Source organism: Ruegeria sp. AB10 (genome assembly GCF_056542745.1).
The window spans coordinates 424622-442827 of the sequence record NZ_JBQGAI010000001.1 but is presented as its reverse complement, the minus strand read 5'-3'; the positions used below and the strand labels follow the sequence as shown (position 1 = coordinate 442827).

Genomic DNA, 18206 nt, shown 5'->3' with positions numbered 1-18206 from the left:
GATGCTGAACTGCATCAGGGAGGCCGGATAAATGGCTGATTTGAAAACGAACTTTCTGGGTATCGAAAGCCCGAACCCGTACTGGCTGGCCTCGGCGCCGCCGACCGACAAGGAATATAACGTCCGCCGCGCCTTCGAGGCCGGATGGGGCGGTGTTGTGTGGAAGACGCTGGGGGCCGAGGGGCCTCCGGTCGTGAACGTGAACGGCCCGCGCTATGGCGCGATCTATGGTGCTGATCGCCGGTTGCTGGGCCTGAACAACATCGAACTGATCACCGACCGCCCGCTTGAGGTGAACCTTGAGGAGATGGCGCGGGTCAAGGCCGACTATCCGGACCGCGCGCTGATCGCCTCGATCATGGTCCCGTGTGAGGAGGAGGCGTGGAAAGCCATCCTGCCGCGCGTGGCCGAGACCGGCGCGGACGGGATCGAGCTGAACTTCGGCTGCCCACATGGGATGAGCGAGCGCGGCATGGGCTCGGCCGTGGGGCAGGTGCCGGAATATATCGAGATGGTCACCCGCTGGTGTAAGAAATACTATGACCGCCCGGTTATCGTGAAGCTGACGCCGAACATCACCGATATCCGTAAGCCTGCCGAAGCTGCCAGGAACGGCGGTGCGGATGCGGTGTCGCTGATCAACACCATCAACTCGATCACCAGTGTCAATCTGGATACGTTCAGCCCCGAGCCGTCGATTGACGGTAAGGGCAGCCACGGTGGCTATTGCGGCCCGGCGGTGAAGCCGATCGCGCTGTCGATGGTATCCGAAATCGCACGGGCGCAGGCCACGCACGGGCTGCCGATCTCGGGCATCGGCGGAGTGACCACTTGGCGCGATGCGGCAGAGTTCATGGCCTTGGGCTGCGGCACCGTTCAGGTCTGCACCGCGGCCATGACCTATGGGTTCAAGATCATCGACGAGCTGACCGCGGGCCTGTCCAAGTGGATGGATGAAAAGGGCTACAAGGATGTCTCGGAAATCGTCGGTCTGGCCGTTCCGAACGTGACCGACTGGCAATATCTGAACCTGAACTATGTGGCCAAGGCCAAGATCGATCAGGACCAGTGCATCAAATGCGGTCGTTGCTACGCCGCCTGCGAGGACACCAGCCATCAGGCGATCTCGATGTCCGAGGATCGGGTGTTCGAGGTCATGGATGACGAATGCGTCGCCTGCAATCTGTGCGTGGATGTCTGTCCGGTGGATGGATGCATTTCGATGGTGCCGATGGCGGCCGGAGAGGTCGATCCGCGCACCGGTTTGGAGGTGCAGCCCGACTATGCCAACTGGACGACACATCCGAACAATCCGATGGTGAAGGCCGCCGAGTAACACGGCTGGTAAGAACAAGAAGGGGCCGATAAACGGCCCCTTTTTCTATGGTGTCAGCAATTTTCGATAAAGCGTGTCGATAAACGGCTCTGCGCCATCATAGGGATCCTCATCACCCAGAATGGCCCTTACCTGAACATCAAAATCCGCATAGTGTTGCGTCAGCGCCCAGATCGAAAAGATCAGGTGATAGGGGTGAACCTGCGCGATTTTGCCATCGTCCATCCATTGTTTCAGAATCGCGGTTTTCTCATCCACCAACTGTTTCAGATCCTGCGACAGCGCTTCGTGAATGCGCGGCGCGCCCTGAACCAGCTCATTGGCAAACAGGCGGCTTTCGCGCGGCAATTCGCGGCTCATCTGCAGCTTGCGGTGGATGTAGGAAAGGATTTCCTGCATCGGATCGCCGTTCTCATCCAGATCGTGCAGCGGGGCAAGCCAGACATCCAGCAAGCCGGACAGCAGGGCGGTGTGAATCGCCTCTTTCGATGGAAAGTAATACAGCAGGTTCGGTTTGCTCAGCCCGGCTTCGGTTGCGATCTGGTCGACGGTCGAGCCGCGAAACCCGTGGGCCGAAAACACATTCAGGGCGGCGTCCAGAATCGCCGCTCGGTTCTTTTTCTGAATTCTGGTTGGTGCGCGGTCTTTGGGCATGTTTTCAGGTCGTCTCTTTTTCCGGCAAGCAGGCGCCGTTTATGCCAAAATTATTGACGGCGTCTCGCAATTTCTTGACTGATGACCAACCCGTGATAGCGTGAGTTTGACCAGATGGTCAAATCAAGACACCAAAAGCGAGCCAAATCGCAAGCAACAGGGAAGTAGAAAATGGCAGCTCCGGCGCAGAACCTCAGGATCAATGGCGACAGGTTGTGGGACAGTCTGATGGAGATGGCCAGGATCGGCCCCGGTGTGGCAGGTGGCAACAATCGCCAGACCCTGACGGATGAGGATGCCGAGGGGCGCGCCCTGTTTCAGAAATGGTGTGAAGATGCGGGCTGTACCATGGGTTTGGACCAGATGGGTAACATGTTTGCCAGCCGCGAGGGCGCCGACCCCGCGGCGTTGCCGGTCTATGTCGGCTCGCATCTGGACACGCAGCCGACGGGCGGAAAGTATGATGGTGTGTTGGGCGTTCTGGGCGGTTTGGAAATTCTCCGCACTCTGAACGATCTGGGCATCAAGACCAAACATCCGATTGTGGCCACGAATTGGACCAACGAAGAGGGCACGCGCTATGCGCCGGCGATGTTGTCTTCGGGTGTTTTTGCAGGGGTTCACACGCAGGATTGGGCCTATGACCGCGAGGATGCCGAGGGCAAGAAATTCGGCGACGAGTTACAGCGCATCGGCTGGCGGGGTGACGAAGAGGTCGGCGCCCGCAAGATGCACGCTTTCTTTGAATTGCACATTGAACAGGGGCCGATCCTTGAGGCCGAGGGCAAGGATATTGGCGTCGTCACCCACGGCCAGGGCCTGAGCTGGACGCAAGTTACGGTGACGGGCAAGGACGCCCATACCGGCTCGACCCCAATGCCGATGCGCAAGAATGCGGGTCTGGCGATGGCGCGGATTCTTGAGAAAGTGGATGAGATCGCGTGGTCTCATGCGCCTCATGCTGTGGGTGCGGCGGGGCATATCGATGTCTATCCGAACTCGCGCAACGTGATCCCGGGCAAGGTGGTGTTCACGGTCGATTTCCGTTCACCTGATCTGAACGTGATCACGGATATGGAAAACCGCTTGCGTGCCGCGGCAGAGGGTATTGTCGAAGAAATGGGCCTGCAGATCGAATTCGAGAAGGTCGGCGGTTTTGATCCTGTGCAATTCGACGATGGCTGCGTGGCAGCCGTGCGGGATGCGGCCGAGCGGCTGGGCTATTCGCATACCGACATCATTTCGGGCGCGGGGCATGATGCGTGCTGGATCAACCGCGTGGCACCCACCGCAATGGTCATGTGTCCGTGTGTGGACGGGCTGAGCCACAACGAGGCCGAGGAGATCAGCAAGGAATGGGCTGCGGCCGGGGCGGATGTTCTGTTTCATGCGGTCGTCGAGACGGCGGAAATCGTGGAATAGGGGGCGCTGCCCCCGTCGCCCACAGGGCGACTCCCCCGGGATATTTTTGGACAGATGAAGCAAGCGGCGCAGACCGCAACAGGGAGATTAAAATGAGCACTGTTATCAAGAACGGGACCGTCGTGACCGCTGATTTGTCTTACAAGGCGGATGTGATGGTCGAAGGCGGGGTGATCACCGAGATCGGAATGGACCTGAAAGGGGACAAGGAGCTGGACGCGACGGGCTGTTTTGTCATGCCAGGCGGGATCGACCCGCATACCCATCTGGAAATGCCGTTCATGGGTACTTACTCCAGCGATGATTTCGAAAGCGGCACGCGCGCGGCATTGGCTGGGGGCACCACGATGGTGGTGGATTTCGCGCTGCCGAACCCCGGTGAGGGCCTGTTGGACGCGCTGAAACGCTGGGACAACAAATCAACGCGGGCGAATTGCGACTACTCCTTCCACATGGCAGTGACATGGTGGGGCGAGCAGGTGTTCGACGACATCAAGACGGTGATCGAGACACGCGGCATCAACACGTTCAAGCACTTCATGGCCTACAAAGGCGCATTGATGGTGAACGATGACGAGCTTTTCGCCTCGTTCAAGCGCCTGGCAGAGCTGGGCGGCATTGCCATGGTCCATGCCGAGAATGGCGACGTCGTCGCCGAGCTGCAGGCCAAGCTGATGGCCGAAGGCAACACCGGCCCCGAAGCGCATGCCTATTCGCGTCCGCCGCAGGTGGAAGGTGAGGCCACCAACCGCGCCATCATGATTGCCGATATGGCCGGTGTGCCGCTGTACGTTGTGCATACCTCCTGTGAAGAGGCACATGAGGCCATTCGCCGGGCCAAGATGAACGGCAAACGGGTGTGGGGAGAGCCTCTGATCCAGCATCTGACGCTGGATGAGAGCGAGTATTTCCACCAGGATTGGGATCACGCGGCGCGGCGGGTCATGAGCCCTCCGTTCCGGAACAAGCAGCACCAGGACAGTCTGTGGAACGGTCTGCACTCGGGTACTCTGAGCGTAGTGGCGACCGATCATTGTGCCTTTACGACCGAGCAGAAGCGCTATGGCGTGGGGGATTTCACCAAGATTCCGAATGGCACCGGCGGTTTGGAAGATCGGATGCCGATGCTGTGGACGCATGGGGTGAACACCGGACGGTTGACGATGAACGAGTTCGTTGCGGTGACGTCGACCAACATCGCCAAGATCATGAATTGCTATCCGAAAAAAGGCGCGATCCTTGTGGGCGCGGATGCGGATATCGTGGTTTGGGACCCCGAAAAGACCAAAACGATCAGCACCGACACGCAGCAATCCTCGATCGATTACAACGTGTTCGAGGGTAAAGAGGTCAAAGGTCTGCCGCGCTTTACCCTGACACGCGGCCAGGTGGCGGTGCATGACGGTGAAATTCGCACTCAGGAAGGGCATGGCGAGTTTGTCGCGCGCGAACCTAACGGTCACGTGAACAAAGCGCTGAGCACCTGGAAAGAGCTGACCGCACCGCGGCCGGTCGAGCGGACGGGTATCCCGGCGACGGGCGTCTGATTGTGCGCGGGTCGTCATCAGGGCGGCCCAAAGCCAAACCTTTTCAAGGCAATGGAATGAACACTGAAAGCACTACCCAGCCCGTGATCGAGGCAAGGCAACTGGACCTTACTTTCCAAACCAATGATGGGCCGGTTCACGCGCTGAAAGACGTGAACCTGACCATCGACAAAGGCGAGTTCGTCAGCTTCATCGGCCCCTCGGGGTGCGGCAAGACCACCTTTCTGCGTTGTATCGCGGCGCTGGAAAAGCCGACCGCAGGAGCTCTGACCGTCAACGGCATGACCCCGGACGAGGCGCGGCGGAAACGGGCCTATGGCTATGTGTTTCAGGCCGCGGGATTGTATCCGTGGCGCACCATTGCCAAGAACATCAAGCTGCCGCTTGAGATCATGGGCTATTCGTCTGCCGAGCAGGAAGAACGCGTAAGCAAGGTTCTGGAACTCGTTGATCTTTCGGGGTTTGGTGGCAAATTTCCATGGCAGCTGTCGGGCGGGATGCAACAGCGCGCCAGCATTGCGCGGGCGCTGGCGTTCGATGCCGATATACTGTTGATGGACGAACCCTTCGGCGCTCTGGACGAAATCGTGCGCGATCACCTGAACGAACAGCTTTTGGCGTTGTGGGCGCGGACGGGCAAGACCATAGGCTTCGTCACCCACTCGATCCCCGAGGCGGTGTATCTGAGCACCAAGATCGTGGTGATGAGCCCTCGACCCGGGCGGATTACAGACGTGATCGACAGTCCTCTTCCGAAAGAGCGGCCCTTGGATATCCGTGACACCCCGGAGTTCATCGAAATCGCCCATCGCGTGCGCGAGGGCCTACGGGCGGGGCATTCGGATGACTAGTGCCAGTATCAGAGCTGTTTGCGCGGTCCTGACTGTTGTCGGCGTCATTATTCTGTTCTGGTACGCCGCCAGCGTGCCAATGAACATCAAAGGCGTTCTGAACGAATTCGAACGGGCAGGCGAGCAGGTCGATCCGCCCAAGGCGGTGGACCGGCGCGACATGAGCGAGATTGAGCTGGTCATCGACAACCCTTACGCCATCGACGAAACATGGGAGCAGGAGCGACCGCGTCTGCCTGCTCCGCATCAGGTGGCCGAGGAGTTGTGGGACACAACGGTTGAGAAGAAGATTACCTCAAAGAGGTCGTTGATCTATCACTCTTGGGTAACACTCAGCGCGACGATGCTGGGCTTTGCGATTGGCACCGGGCTGGGCATTTTGCTGGCCGTTGGGATCGTTCACAGCCGTGTCATGGACCTGTCGGTCATGCCCTGGGCCATTGTCAGCCAGACCATTCCGATCATCGCGCTGGCGCCGATGATCATCGTGGTGCTGTATTCGGTGGGGATTCAAGGGATTATACCAAAGGCAATCATTTCGGCCTATCTCAGCTTTTTCCCGGTCGTCGTTGGCATGGTCAAAGGCCTGCGCAGCCCGGACGCTATGCAGCTGGATCTGTTGCGGACCTACAATGCCAGCCGGTCTCAGGGGTTCTGGAAGCTGCGCTTGCCTGCGTCGATGCCGTATCTGTTCACCTCGCTGAAGATCGGTATCGCGGCGTCCCTCGTTGGGGCCATTGTCGGCGAATTGCCGACAGGGGCGGTCGCTGGTCTGGGCGCGCGCCTGCTTGCGGGCAGCTATTACGGCCAGACGGTGCAAATCTGGTCGGCCTTGTTTGCCGCAGCCATTCTGGCGGCCTGCCTAGTCGGGTTGCTGGGATTGGTGGAACGGACGGTGCTCAAGCGGATGGGGATGGCGCAATGATCCTTGTTTTCTGTGCAATCCTTCTGTGGCTGTTTGGCTGGTGGCTGAACGGGCGTCTGGCCAGCGGTCCTTATGCCGATACCCGGATGGTGCGGTTTGTGGCGCCGCTGGTGTTTGGCCTGACCGTGATTGGCATCTGGGAGCTGGTGGTGCGGGGCCTCGAAGTGCCCTTGGTCATCCTGCCGGCACCCTCAGTGATTGCGGTGCGCTTTGGCGGCAGCCTGCCGGTCCTGTGGGCCGATTTCGTGCAGACCATCATCAAGGGCGCGCTGAGCGGCTATATCATCGGCTGCGGGTCGGCCTTTCTGATGGCGATCGCGGTGGACCGCTGGGATTTCCTGCGCCTTGGTCTGTTGCCGGTCGGGAACTTCGTGGCGGCGCTGCCGATTGTGGGCACCGCGCCCATTTTGGTGATGTGGTTCGGGTTCGACTGGCACTCCAAGGCGGCCGTTGTCGTGGTGATGGTGTTCTTCCCGATGCTGGTAAACACCGTGGCCGGTTTGCGAGAGGCTACGGCCATGCAACGCGACCTGATGGAGACCTATGCGGCGACATACTGGCAGAGCTTCCTGAAATTGCGCTTGCCAGCGGCGATGCCGTTTATTTTCAACGGCCTAAAGATTTCTACCACTCTGGCGCTGATCGGCGCTATCGTGGCCGAGTTCTTTGGTTCGCCGACCCTGGGCATGGGGTTCCGGATCTCGACCAGCGTCGGGCAACTCTCGCTGGATATGGTCTGGGCCGAGATCGTCGTGGCCGCATTGGCCGGGACGGCATTCTACGGGGTTGTCGCCATGATCGAAAAGGCGGTGACATTCTGGCACCCGTCGCAACGCGGATAACAAGATTTCAACAGACCCCGGAAAGGGGCAGCAACAGCAACTAGGAGATATGAAGATGAACAAGCTACTCAGCGGGGCGGTTGCCGCCTTCAGCCTCGCAGCCAGCGCGGCGCTGGCGGCGGATGAGGTGACATTGCAGCTGAAATGGGTCACCCAGGCGCAGTTCGCGGGCTATTACGTGGCCAAGGATAAGGGGTTCTACGAGGAAGAGGGGCTGGACGTCACCATTCTGCCCGGCGGCCCGGACATTGCCCCGACGCAGGTGATCGCGGGTGGCGGTGCCGACGTGACCGTCGAATGGATGCCTGCCGCACTGGCCGCGCGGGAAAAGGGTCTGCCGCTGGTGAACATCGCGCAGCCGTTCAAAAGCTCGGGCATGATGCTGACCTGCTGGAAGGATGCCGGAATCTCCTCGCCCGAGGATCTGAAAAACCGCACGCTGGGTGTCTGGTTCTTTGGCAACGAATTCCCGTTCATGAGCTGGATGAGCCAGCTGGGCATCGACACCGGTGGCAAGAGCGAAAGCGGCGTCGAGGTTCTGAAGCAAGGCTTCAACGTCGATCCTCTGCTGCAGCGTCAGGCCGATTGCATCAGCACCATGACCTATAACGAATACTGGCAGGTCATCGACGCAGGCGTAAACCCCGATGAACTGGTGACCTTCAAGTACGAAGATCAGGGCGTCGCCACGCTGGAAGACGGCCTGTACGTTCTGGAAGAAAATCTCAGCGATGCGGCCTTCACCGATAAGATGGAGCGTTTCGTCCGTGCCTCGATGAAAGGCTGGAAATACGCGGAGGAAAACCCGGACGAGGCGGCAGATATCGTGCTGGAGAACGATGCCACCGGTGCCCAGACCGAAGAGCATCAGAAGCGCATGATGGGTGAAATCGCCAAGTTGACCGCCGGTTCGAACGGCGCGCTGGACCCGGCGGATTTTGAACGCACGGTTGGGACTCTGCTGGCTGGTGGGTCTGATCCGGTGATCACCAAACAGCCCGAAGGCGCCTGGACGCATCAGATCACGGATGCGGCTCTGAACTGATCCCTTCGCAATCCTTGAACACGCGCGGTCCCATTCGGGGCCGCGTTTTCTTTTGCAAATGTCGGAAACGTGTCTGTACTTGGTGCGCCGTCAAGTTAGTATTATCCTGTAACCAGGCGCATTTCATACGAAATGCCGATCATCAGGAAGAAAATGCAGGGATTTGCATCAGAATTCAGTTCAGCCTTATCTCTGATCCTTCAAGGGGATGCAGAGCTGTGGGCAATTGTGCTGTTGTCCCTGAAAGTCTCCATCTTCGCCGTTCTGATTTCCGCTGTGATCGGGATGCCGGTCGGGGCCGCGCTCGCGGTTGCACGGTTTCCGGGGCGGCGGGCCGTGATCGTGCTGATGAACGCCCTGATGGGGTTCCCACCGGTTGTTGTGGGGCTGCTGGTCTATCTGATGCTGTCGCGCTCGGGGCCGTTGGGTGTTCTTGAATTGCTCTATACACCGACGGCGATGATCATCGCGCAGGTCGTGCTGGTCACACCCATTGTTGCGGCGCTGACCCGTCAAGTGGTCGAGATGCTGGCCGAGGAATACTCGGAACAGCTGCGGTCACTGGGTGTGTCGCGGCTGGCTTCGGTGCCGGTGCTGCTGTGGGACGCGCGGCTGGCGTTGGTGACCGCGTTGCTGGCCGGGTTTGGCAGGGCAATTGCCGAGGTTGGGGCCGTGATCATTGTTGGCGGCAATATCAACCACGTGACCCGGGTGATGACGACGACCATCGCGCTTGAGACGTCAAAGGGAAATCTGGCGCTGGCCTTGGCGCTTGGGGCTATCCTGATCGGCATCGCCGTGGCCGTGAACGCCATGGTCAGCACGCTCAGCCTGCGGGCCGAGCAGGAGGGGTTACGACATGCGTGATCTGGTCCATGAAATGGCAAGCTGCCTGTCGGTGGATGGGGTGCGGATCACCCGCAAGGGCAAGGCATTGCTGGATGTGCGGCATCTCGCGCTCGATGGGCCGGGGCCAAGCTTGATCCTTGGGCCGAATGGCTCGGGCAAGAGCCTGCTGCTGCGCTGTCTGCACGGGCTGATCATGCCCGATCGCGGGCAGGTCCGGCAGGACGGGGTGGTCCTGAACGCCGAACACAAGGCACGGCAGGCGATGGTGTTTCAGCAGCCCGTGCTGCTGCGCCGGTCGGTCGCGGCCAATCTGGACTTTGTGCTGAAGCGGCAGGGTCTGCCCCGCAGCACCCGCAAAGCCCGTATCGAGGAGCTGCTGGCCGAAGGCGGGCTGGACGGCAAGGCCCGGCAATCCGCGCGGTCCCTGTCCGGCGGCGAAGCACAACGGCTGGCCATCCTGCGCGCGCTCGCGTTGGACCCCGAAACGCTGTTTCTGGACGAACCCACCAGCGCGCTGGACCCAGGCGCGACGCAGATGATCGAACGGATGATCCTGCGCGCCTCGACCCGTGGAGTGCGCATCGTCATGGTCACGCATGATATCGGGCAGGCTCGGCGGTTGGCCGCCGATATCGTGATGATGCAGGGTGGCCATGTGGTTGAACATGGGGCCGCCAAACAGATACTGGATGCCCCCGAAAGTGATGCCTCGCGTCGGTATTTGGCCGGTGGGCTGGTGACTTAATCAAAAAATACGGAGATCGAAATGATCCGGAATATTGTTCGGGCAGCATTGATTACTCTTGGCTTGACGGCAACGTCGGTCAGCGCCGAAGAGCCGTTCATCGTCGTGCAATCGACCACATCAACCCAGAACTCGGGCCTGTTGGATTACATCCTTCCCGGGTTCGAGGCCGAGACGGGCATCGACGTACGTGTCGTTGCGGTCGGCACCGGACAGGCGATCCGCAATGCGATCAACGGAGATGGTGACGTGTTGCTGGTGCACGCCAAGGACGCCGAAGAGCAGTTCGTCGCGGATGGTTGGGGCGTTGAGCGGTTTGACGTAATGTATAACGATTTTGTACTGGTCGGGCCGAAATCGGACCCGGCCAAAATTAAGGGCGGTGCGGATATCGTAGCGGCCCTGAGCGCCGTGGCCGAGGCCGAAGTGCCGTTTGCCTCGCGCGGGGATGACAGTGGCACCCATAAGGCCGAGATGCGCCTGTGGGGCGCCGCAAGTGCCGATCCAACCACGGCGTCCGGCGAGTGGTATCGTGAAACGGGATCAGGTATGGGGGCAACGCTGAACGTGGCCAGCGGGATGGGGGCCTATGTGTTGACCGATCGCGCCACGTGGCAGTCCTTTGGAAATAAAGATAGTCTCGAGGTTCTGGTCGAAGGCGATCCGCGTTTGTTCAACCAATACGGCGTCATCCTTGTGAACCCCGAAAAACATCCGCGTGTGCGGGCTGCTGCGGGGCAAAGGTTCGTCGATTGGCTAATTGGGCCCGACGGGCAGGCGGCGATTGAGTCCTACAAGCTGGAAGGCCAGCAGCTGTTCTTTCCCAACGCGGACTGAATTGGCCTGCGGCCAATGCCTTCGGCGAGAGTATTTTTGAAAAGATGAAGGAGTTTGATTGAATATCAGCCACTTGCACCGTTGTGGTGGATCGTGCCCAGACCGGACAGATCATAACCTCCGAATTCGGCGGCGCGGGTGGCAAAACGGTCCGATTGCACGAATCCAAGCAGTTTGAGCATTGGGTCATCGAAATAGGCCCGACGCCAGATTGCTAGGTCCAGGCGTTCGGAATGGGTTGGGGCAAAACCCAAATCATAAAGCCCCGCCAAAGCGCCCAATCCGAACCCGGCCTCGGCCTTGCTGTCATGCAAGGCAATGGCCAGTTCTTCCTCGGTGCGGGCGCAGGTGGGCAGGGTGTCCAGATCCTCGCGCGTCAGGTCGTGGGCTTCGAGTTGCATGTCGAACAGCCGTTGGCTGGCGGCGCTGTCCTGACGCAGGATCACCCGCCGGCCTTTCAAGTCGGCAAAGCCAAAAATACCGGTGATACCGGGGGCCAGCAGGAGCCCGCGCCGCCTTTGTGCGATTTCGTACAGGACAACCGGCGCCTCGCCCAGCTTGTCGTGAAGGGCCTGCGTGTTGAACCCATCGTCTTCGTGAATATGCAACGCAGCGGCTTGCGCACTGCGATCCTTCAGGCGATTCAGACCATCGAACGAACCGTCATAGTAGGTAGCCAGACCCGAGCCGCTTTCGCGCAAGGCCCAGTCCAGCAGCGGATCGTGGCTGCCGGCGACAATCGGGGGCAGGGGTGGTTCCGCCACCTGTGGCCCCGTACGAGAGGCGTTCAGCCACGCGATGACCTCGGCCCGGGGAAACAACAGCTTGCCCATGGCACGCACGCAGGGAACTTCGCCTGAGGAAGCTAGGTCATAGGCCTTGCGCTCGCCAATGCGTAGCAGGTCGGCCAGCTCTTTGGTCGTCAGGTATTCGGACATTCAGTCGAGCCGCACCGCCGAACCAGAGCCCGCATCCGCAGCGCTGAACCCGATCTGTTGCAATGTGAAGGGTGCCGCAACAGTGATAACGACCATTGCGGCCACAGCGGCAAGAAAGGCTTTCATTGGTCTCCTCCGGTTTCGTTTTCCGGTGCTGTCGCACGGCGTAGAAAGGCGATCATGTCGTCGCGGTCTTGGGCCTGTGTGATCCGCTGCATTGGCATCTTTGATCCCGGAATGTAGTGGTCAGGCCCCTGATCGAAAAGAGCATTTATCGTTTCGTCATTCCAAACGATATCAGAGTCTTGCAGCGTGTCCGAGTAGAAATATCCCGGCAATGTACCCGCCTTGCGTCCAAAGATACCAAACAGGGTCGGGCCCGCGCGCCGTTGCCCGTCGGGCGTCAGGCTATGGCAGATCGAGCATTTGCGGGCGAACTGGCGTTCTCCGTTGCTCATCTCGTCGGGGTTCTTCAGAAAGCTGGGTTCGGCGGCGGCCATCTGCGCCTGATCGCCAAGCGTGGTGACGGGCCAGCTGTACATCGCCTCATCAAGGCCGCCAGCGTGGAGATTCTGGCCGTCGGCGGAAAAGGCCAATGCCCAGACGGGCCCGCGCAGGGTGGCGCGGAAATCCTGTGCGATACGCCATTCGACGGTGTCGATCACCATGATGTACCCCTGACCATCGCCTACTGCCAACAGGTTACGATCCGGGTTCAGCGCCAACGCCAGAATCGGGCGGCGGTCGAGGGTAAAGTCGCGCACCTCGCCGGTGGCCAGATTCAGAATGCGCGTGACGCCATCCACCGCGCCATAGGCGATCCAGTTGTCGGAGGCGTTCAGAACCAGTTCGTTGATGCCGAAGCCGTGTTCGACCAGTCGTCGGGCTTCCTGCCCGCTGGCCACATCCCAAACCCGCAACGTTCCGTCCATGCCCGCCGAATACAACGCGGCGCCATCCGGGGAAAACGTCACCGCGTTCACGCCGCTGCCCGCTTCAAGCACTTGCGGGGCCGAGCCATCTTCGGGCCACAGTCCGATGGTGCCGTCCCAGCTGGCGGTGGCCACATGGGTTTTCGAGGCCGCAAGTCCCACGATTTTGCCCTTGTGCTGACCGACTACCTCTCCGCCCGGCCATCGGCGCAGGGTGAAATCATCCCCTGCCGAATAGATTGCGCGTCCGTTGAAGGTGACAGAGTTGACGGCGGCCTCGTGCCCTTGCAGCCATTCCGGCTTGCGGTCCGACCACAGGCCAACCGAATTGTCGAAACTGGCCGTCGCAATCCGCCCGTCGGGCGCAGCGGCGATCCCCATGATCGGCCCGCCGTGACCTTTGAGCGTGAAGAACTCGGCCAAAGCGGGCAGGGGAACCAGCGCCAGCGCCAGAACCAGCCGGCGCATCTATTCAGCGGGAGAGGCCGCAGCCTTGCCGGCCTCTTTTTCCTGAACCTCTTCCAGCCACAGCGAGTGATGTTCGCGCGCCCATTGCTCTTCGACCTCACCCGATCCCATTGCATCGAGGGCGCCTTCCATCCCGACCGAGCCGAGGTAAATATGGGCGATGATGATGGCGATGAACACATAGGCGACCATCACGTGCCAGACTTGGGCGTATTGCATTTCCTCCTGCGGTGACATTTGCGTCGGCAGGTTCAAACCCAGCATCTGTGGAATGCCCGTGGCGTTTGCGACCTCGAAAGTCTTGGCAAACATAGGCAGCTCAAACGGGAACAGCAGGGACAGGCCCGACAGGCTGATTGACACGCCCAGCAGGATGCAGGCCCAGAAGATCACCTTTTGGCCCGCGTTGAATTTCTTGGCGGGCGGGTGGCTGCCTTTGGTGAACAGCCCCCCTCCGGCAGCCAGCCATTTCAGGTCGGTGCGGTTCGGGAAGTTGTGGGCGATCCAGTTCACGGTGACGATGATCAGCCCCAGGATGAAGGACCAGGCGAGGTTGTTGTGCAGCCACTTGCAGCCCTGCGCGATGGTCGCAAACCCTTCTTTTCCGAAAATCGGGATCAGGAAATCACGGCCATAGAGGGTCAACAGCCCTGTTACCCCCAGCACCAGAAAAGACCCGGCGAACAGCCAATGGCCGAAACGTTCAAAGCCGCTGAAACGGGTGACAGTGCGGCCGGTTTTTTCTCCGTCAATGCGGATTTTCCCGCGGATCAGGAAGAACAGAACGATGATGGCGACCATCCCGCCCAAGATGTAAGTGCCATATTCGCGCAGCGGCCCGGTGCGGAAGTTCAGCCACCACATGCCGCCGTCTTGGATCAGAACGCCCGCTGCGGGGCCTTTGGAGGAAACGGTGGTGTCCGCCGAGCCATATCGTATCGCGCGATAAACGTCGCTGTCCGAGGCAACGCCGCGTGTCCCCAACTGACCCAACAACCCTTCGGCATTGCCCTGTCCGGTGTTGTCCGAGCGATAGCTGTTGTCCACATTCTCCCCGCGTTGTCGGGCAAGAATATCCTCAAGTGTGGTCGCTCCGCCGGTTTGGGCGCGTTCTTCGGTCGTGGCTTCGGCCTCGGTGGACTGCGCCAAGGCGGCGCCGGTTAACCCCAGGGCGAACAGGAATGCGATGAATAAGCGGAACATCTGAACCTCGGTCAAAATTCCAAAGCAGGCGACCCACCTAGGCGGGTCACCTGTTTTCATGCAGACGGATCAGCCGTCTTTTTGGTCGTAGGCCGTGCCCCAACCCCACGCGCCCGAGCCAAACCCGCGCGCGACGACACGCTCGCGGTAGATGGCCGAGACCACGTCGCCGTCACCGGCAAGCAGGGCCTTGGTGGAACACATCTCGGCGCAGAGGGGCAGTTTGCCCTCGGCGATCCGGTTGCGACCGTATTTGGCGAACTCTGCGGTCGAGTGCGTTTCCTCGGGGCCGCCGGCGCAGAAGGTACATTTGTCCATCTTGCCGCGCGATCCGAAGTTGCCAGCCTGCGGGTATTGCGGCGCGCCGAACGGGCACGCATAGAAGCAATAGCCGCAGCCGATGCACAGGTCCTTGGAGTGCAGGACGACCCCTTCTTCGTTCTGATAGAAGCAGTCGACCGGGCACACCGCCATGCAGGGCGCATCCGAACAATGCATACAGGCCACCGATATCGAGCGTTCGCCCGGGTTGCCGTCATTGATCGTCACTACCCTGCGGCGGTTGATGCCCCATGGGACCTCGTGCTCGTTCTTGCACGCGGTGACGCAGGCGTTGCACTCGATGCAGCGTTCAGCGTCGCAGAGAAACTTTGCTCTAGCCATTATCGTCCTCCTTACGCTGCCGAGATTTTGCAGAGAGTCGCTTTGGTCTCCTGCATCTGGGTCACTGAATCGTAGCCATAGGTCTGGGCGGTGTTGGAACTTTCACCCAAGACATAAGGATCGGCGCCTGCGGGGTATTTGTGCCGCAGGTCTTCACCCTGGAAATGGCCGCCGAAGTGGAATGGCATGAAGGCCACGCCGGCACCGACCCTGTTGGTCAGCATCGCCATCACCTTGACCTTGCCGCCTTCGGGACCTTCGACCCAGACCTGTTGCCCGTCACGGATACCAAGGTTGTTGGCATCGCGCGGGTTGATCTCGACGAACATGTCCTGCTGCAGCTCGGCCAGCCACGGGTTCGACCGGGTTTCCTCGCCTCCACCTTCATATTCGACCAGACGACCAGACGTGAGGATTATCGGGTAATCCTTTGAAAAGTCGTTCTTCTGGATCGAGGCATAAAGGGTGGGCAGGCGATAAGCCTGACGGTCCTCGTAGGTTGGATAATCCTCCACCAGATCGCGCCGGTTGGTATAAAGCGGCTCGCGATGCAGCGGGATCGGATCCGGGAAGGTCCAGACGACCGCGCGTGCCTTTGCGTTCCCGAAGGGCGCGCAGCCATGCTCGATCGCGACCCGCTGTATGCCGCCCGACAGGTCGGTTTTCCAGTTGGTCTCTGGACCCGCAACGGCGTCGATGGCCGCGCGTTCCTCGGCCGTCAGATCGCCGTCCCAACCAAGGTCCATCAGCATCTGCATCGTGAATTCGGGATAACCATCCTGAATTTCCGACCCGGCGCTATAGACCCCTTCGGCCAGCAGATTGTCGCCATCGCGCTCCACACCGAAACGGGCGCGGAAGGTCAGGCCGCCTTCGGCCACCGGTTTGGACATGTCATAGAGGTTTGGTGTCCCCGTATGACCCATCTCAGGCGTTCCCCAGCAGGGCCAGGGCAGGCCGTAGTACTCACCGTCGTTTGGTCCACCAATGGCTTGCAGCGTGGTTCTGTCGAACGTGTGTTGGTTGGCCATATGGCTTTTCAGACGTTCCGGCGACTGACCGGTATAGCCGATGGTCCAGAGGCCCTTGTTGAACTCACGCGTGATGCTTTCAACATTTGGGGTTTCCGGGTCGTCCATTTCGATGTTGCGGAAGAGCCGATCCGCCCAGCCGAATTTGTTGGCGAACTTGGCCATGATGACCTCGTCCGGCAGGCTTTCGAACAGCGGGTCGACCACCTTGTCACGCCACTGCAGCGAACGGTTCGACGCCGTGACCGAGCCACGGGTTTCGAACTGCGTACAGGCGGGCAACAGGTAGACGCCATCGGTGCGGTCATGCAGTACGGCCGAGACGGTGGGATACGGGTCAATCACGACCAGCATGTCCAGCTTCTCCATCGCGGTCTTCATCTCCGGGCCCCGCGTTTGCGAGTTCGGAGCGTGACCCCACAGAACCATGGCGCGGACGTTGTTGTCCTGATCCATGTTGGCCGGGTCTTCCAGAACACCGTCGATCCAGCGCGAGACCGGGATGCCGCGCTCGTTCTGCAGCGACTTGTCCTTGCCGTCCTTGTCCTTGATCGTGGCGAACTGACCGGCCAGCCATTCGGAGTCTTCGCCCCAGACACGGCCCCAGTGGCCCCATGCCCCTTTGGACAGGCCGTAATAGCCGGGCAGGGTGTGGGACAAAACACCAAGGTCCGTCGCGCCCTGCACGTTGTCATGGCCGCGGAAGATGTTGGTGCCGCCACCCGAGGTGCCCATGTTGCCAAGCGCAAGCTGAAGCACGCAGTAGGCGCGGGTGTTGTTGTTGCCGTTGGTGTGTTGCGTGCCACCCATGCACCAGATCACCGTGCCGGGACGGTTGTTGGCCATCGTGCGGGCAACGCGGCGCAGTTGCGAGCCGGGCGTACCGGTGACGCGCTCAACCTCATCCGGGTTCCACTTGGCAACCTCTTCGCGGATCTGGTCCATACCCCAGACACGGGTGCGGATGAACTCTTTGTCTTCCCAACCATTGTCGAAGATGTGCCACAGGATACCCCAGATCAGCGCGACGTCAGTGCCGGGGCGGAAACGGACATATTCATCCGCATGGGCCGCGGTGCGCGTAAAGCGCGGGTCGCAGACGATCAGAGGGGCGTTGTTCTGCTCTTTCGCACGCAGGATATGCAACAGCGAGACGGGGTGCGCCTCGGCCGGGTTGCCACCGATGATAAAGATGGCCCGGCTGTTGTGCATGTCGTTGTACGAATTGGTCATGGCGCCGTAGCCCCATGTGTTCGCAACGCCCGCAACAGTGGTCGAGTGGCAGATACGGGCCTGATGATCCACGTTGTTCGTGCCCCAGTAGGCGGCGAACTTGCGGAACAGATAGGCCTGTTCGTTATTGTGTTTCGCAGAACCCAGCCAGTACACGCTGTCCGGCCCGGATTCCTGACGGATATTCATCATGCCATCGCCGATCTCGTCGATCGCCTGTTCCCAGCTGATGCGCTTCCACTCTCCGCCTTCCTTTTTCATCGGGTACTTCAGACGGCGCTCACCATGGGCGTGTTCGCGGACCGAGGCCCCCTTGGCGCAGTGCGCACCCAGGTTGAACGGGCTGTCCCAGCCGGGTTCCTGCCCGACCCAGACGCCGTTCTGCACTTCGGCAACGACGGTACAGCCGACCGAGCAGTGGGTGCATACGGATTTGATATTTTCGACGGCCTGATTGGCCGCTGTCTGGGCGCTGGCTGGCGTCACGGTTCCACCCGTGGCGCTGATCGCGGCAAGGCCGCCGATCGTCAGGCCCGAGCCACGCAGGAATGCGCGGCGATCGACGGTTTTCTCGCCGACCTGGGACAGGATACTTGTCCGCTGGGGGCGTCTCGCAACCCCGTTGGTCTTTTTCCTAAGCATTTCTTTCCTCCCTTGCGCGCCGTGTTAGCCACGGCTGGCTTGG

Annotated in this window: 17 protein-coding genes; 10 read left to right on the top strand and 7 right to left on the bottom strand. The window is 60.4% G+C overall.

What is annotated here, in order from left to right:
• Nucleotides 1-31: 31 nt before the first annotated feature.
• Entirely contained in the window at nt 32-1336 is a 1305-nt protein-coding gene (gene preA, locus ACR0NT_RS02185; RefSeq protein WP_170441971.1) for an NAD-dependent dihydropyrimidine dehydrogenase subunit PreA, read from the top strand.
• Between the two features lie 45 nt (nt 1337-1381).
• On the opposite strand, the gene ACR0NT_RS02180 is transcribed toward preA, so the two are convergent.
• Entirely contained in the window at nt 1382-1990 is a 609-nt protein-coding gene (locus tag ACR0NT_RS02180) for a TetR family transcriptional regulator C-terminal domain-containing protein (RefSeq protein WP_170441974.1), read from the bottom strand.
• Nucleotides 1991-2161: 171 nt separating this feature from the next.
• Here ACR0NT_RS02180 and ACR0NT_RS02175 point away from each other — a divergent pair, with 171 nt between their 5' ends.
• The 9 genes from ACR0NT_RS02175 to ACR0NT_RS02135 all read left to right on the top strand — a co-directional run bounded on the left by ACR0NT_RS02175 (nt 2162) and on the right by ACR0NT_RS02135 (nt 11053).
• The gene (locus ACR0NT_RS02175) at nt 2162-3412 is read left to right on the top strand and encodes a Zn-dependent hydrolase (RefSeq protein WP_170671076.1); all 1251 of its coding nucleotides are present in this window, start codon (nt 2162-2164) and stop codon (nt 3410-3412) included.
• Nucleotides 3413-3504: 92 nt separating this feature from the next.
• A complete protein-coding gene (hydA, locus tag ACR0NT_RS02170) occupies nt 3505-4959 on the top strand; it encodes a dihydropyrimidinase (protein WP_170671078.1) in 1455 nt (484 codons plus the stop codon).
• A 56-nt stretch (nt 4960-5015) separates the two neighbouring features.
• On the top strand, nt 5016-5810 hold the full coding sequence (locus ACR0NT_RS02165) for an ABC transporter ATP-binding protein (RefSeq protein ID WP_170671080.1): 795 nt from the start codon (nt 5016-5018) through the stop codon (nt 5808-5810).
• A complete protein-coding gene (locus tag ACR0NT_RS02160) occupies nt 5803-6735 on the top strand; it encodes an ABC transporter permease (protein WP_480442563.1) in 933 nt (310 codons plus the stop codon). The genes ACR0NT_RS02165 and ACR0NT_RS02160 overlap by 8 nt, the downstream gene beginning before the upstream one ends.
• Nucleotides 6732-7577 (top strand): ABC transporter permease, encoded by an 846-nt coding sequence (locus ACR0NT_RS02155; protein WP_170671082.1) that lies wholly within the window; start codon nt 6732-6734, stop codon nt 7575-7577. Before ACR0NT_RS02160 ends, ACR0NT_RS02155 begins: the two co-directional genes overlap by 4 nt.
• A 55-nt stretch (nt 7578-7632) precedes the next feature.
• Nucleotides 7633-8622, top strand: a complete 990-nt coding sequence (locus ACR0NT_RS02150) for an ABC transporter substrate-binding protein (RefSeq protein ID WP_170441991.1) — start codon at nt 7633-7635, stop codon at nt 8620-8622.
• A 153-nt stretch (nt 8623-8775) separates the two neighbouring features.
• A complete protein-coding gene (locus ACR0NT_RS02145) occupies nt 8776-9489 on the top strand; it encodes an ABC transporter permease (protein WP_170441995.1) in 714 nt (237 codons plus the stop codon).
• The gene (locus ACR0NT_RS02140) at nt 9482-10216 is read left to right on the top strand and encodes an ATP-binding cassette domain-containing protein (protein WP_170441997.1); all 735 of its coding nucleotides are present in this window, start codon (nt 9482-9484) and stop codon (nt 10214-10216) included. Before ACR0NT_RS02145 ends, ACR0NT_RS02140 begins: the two co-directional genes overlap by 8 nt.
• A 21-nt stretch (nt 10217-10237) precedes the next feature.
• Nucleotides 10238-11053 carry a substrate-binding domain-containing protein gene (locus ACR0NT_RS02135; protein ID WP_170671084.1) on the top strand — a complete coding sequence of 272 codons (816 nt, stop codon included), beginning with the start codon at nt 10238-10240 and terminating at the stop codon, nt 11051-11053.
• 65 nt (nt 11054-11118) lie between these two features.
• Here ACR0NT_RS02135 and ACR0NT_RS02130 read toward each other — a convergent pair whose 3' ends face one another.
• From ACR0NT_RS02130 to ACR0NT_RS02105, 6 genes are all read right to left on the bottom strand, one after another.
• On the bottom strand, nt 11119-11991 hold the full coding sequence (locus ACR0NT_RS02130) for a helix-turn-helix transcriptional regulator (protein WP_170671086.1): 873 nt from the start codon (nt 11989-11991) through the stop codon (nt 11119-11121).
• Nucleotides 11992-12117, bottom strand: coding sequence for a hypothetical protein (locus ACR0NT_RS02125; protein WP_480442560.1), 126 nt, complete (start codon nt 12115-12117; stop codon nt 11992-11994).
• The gene (locus ACR0NT_RS02120; RefSeq protein ID WP_170671088.1) at nt 12114-13391 is read right to left on the bottom strand and encodes a c-type cytochrome; all 1278 of its coding nucleotides are present in this window, start codon (nt 13389-13391) and stop codon (nt 12114-12116) included. Before ACR0NT_RS02120 ends, ACR0NT_RS02125 begins: the two co-directional genes overlap by 4 nt.
• Complete coding sequence (locus ACR0NT_RS02115) at nt 13392-14594, bottom strand: formate dehydrogenase subunit gamma (RefSeq protein ID WP_170671090.1); 1203 nt, start codon at nt 14592-14594, stop codon at nt 13392-13394.
• Between the two features lie 69 nt (nt 14595-14663).
• Nucleotides 14664-15257, bottom strand: coding sequence for a formate dehydrogenase FDH3 subunit beta (gene fdh3B, locus ACR0NT_RS02110; RefSeq protein WP_170324620.1), 594 nt, complete (start codon nt 15255-15257; stop codon nt 14664-14666).
• An 11-nt stretch (nt 15258-15268) separates the two neighbouring features.
• Complete coding sequence (locus tag ACR0NT_RS02105; RefSeq protein ID WP_170671092.1) at nt 15269-18163, bottom strand: formate dehydrogenase subunit alpha; 2895 nt, start codon at nt 18161-18163, stop codon at nt 15269-15271.
• Nucleotides 18164-18206 lie beyond the last annotated feature (43 nt).

Bases quoted from the DNA above. Each gene is read 5' to 3' on its own strand.
- ACR0NT_RS02120 (WP_170671088.1), bottom strand. From the start codon at position 13,391: ATGCGCCGGCTGGTTCTGGCGCTGGCGCTGGTTCCCCTGCCCGCTTTG.
- ACR0NT_RS02115 (WP_170671090.1), bottom strand. From the start codon at position 14,594: ATGTTCCGCTTATTCATCGCATTCCTGTTCGCCCTGGGGTTAACCGGC.
- ACR0NT_RS02180 (WP_170441974.1), bottom strand. From the start codon at position 1,990: ATGCCCAAAGACCGCGCACCAACCAGAATTCAGAAAAAGAACCGAGCG.
- fdh3B (WP_170324620.1), bottom strand. From the start codon at position 15,257: ATGGCTAGAGCAAAGTTTCTCTGCGACGCTGAACGCTGCATCGAGTGC.
- ACR0NT_RS02130 (WP_170671086.1), bottom strand. From the start codon at position 11,991: ATGTCCGAATACCTGACGACCAAAGAGCTGGCCGACCTGCTACGCATT.
- ACR0NT_RS02105 (WP_170671092.1), bottom strand. From the start codon at position 18,163: ATGCTTAGGAAAAAGACCAACGGGGTTGCGAGACGCCCCCAGCGGACA.
- ACR0NT_RS02145 (WP_170441995.1), top strand. From the start codon at position 8,776: ATGCAGGGATTTGCATCAGAATTCAGTTCAGCCTTATCTCTGATCCTT.
- ACR0NT_RS02150 (WP_170441991.1), top strand. From the start codon at position 7,633: ATGAACAAGCTACTCAGCGGGGCGGTTGCCGCCTTCAGCCTCGCAGCC.
- ACR0NT_RS02125 (WP_480442560.1), bottom strand. From the start codon at position 12,117: ATGAAAGCCTTTCTTGCCGCTGTGGCCGCAATGGTCGTTATCACTGTT.
- ACR0NT_RS02165 (WP_170671080.1), top strand. From the start codon at position 5,016: ATGAACACTGAAAGCACTACCCAGCCCGTGATCGAGGCAAGGCAACTG.
- hydA (WP_170671078.1), top strand. From the start codon at position 3,505: ATGAGCACTGTTATCAAGAACGGGACCGTCGTGACCGCTGATTTGTCT.
- ACR0NT_RS02135 (WP_170671084.1), top strand. From the start codon at position 10,238: ATGATCCGGAATATTGTTCGGGCAGCATTGATTACTCTTGGCTTGACG.
- ACR0NT_RS02175 (WP_170671076.1), top strand. From the start codon at position 2,162: ATGGCAGCTCCGGCGCAGAACCTCAGGATCAATGGCGACAGGTTGTGG.
- preA (WP_170441971.1), top strand. From the start codon at position 32: ATGGCTGATTTGAAAACGAACTTTCTGGGTATCGAAAGCCCGAACCCG.
- ACR0NT_RS02160 (WP_480442563.1), top strand. From the start codon at position 5,803: ATGACTAGTGCCAGTATCAGAGCTGTTTGCGCGGTCCTGACTGTTGTC.
- ACR0NT_RS02155 (WP_170671082.1), top strand. From the start codon at position 6,732: ATGATCCTTGTTTTCTGTGCAATCCTTCTGTGGCTGTTTGGCTGGTGG.
- ACR0NT_RS02140 (WP_170441997.1), top strand. From the start codon at position 9,482: ATGCGTGATCTGGTCCATGAAATGGCAAGCTGCCTGTCGGTGGATGGG.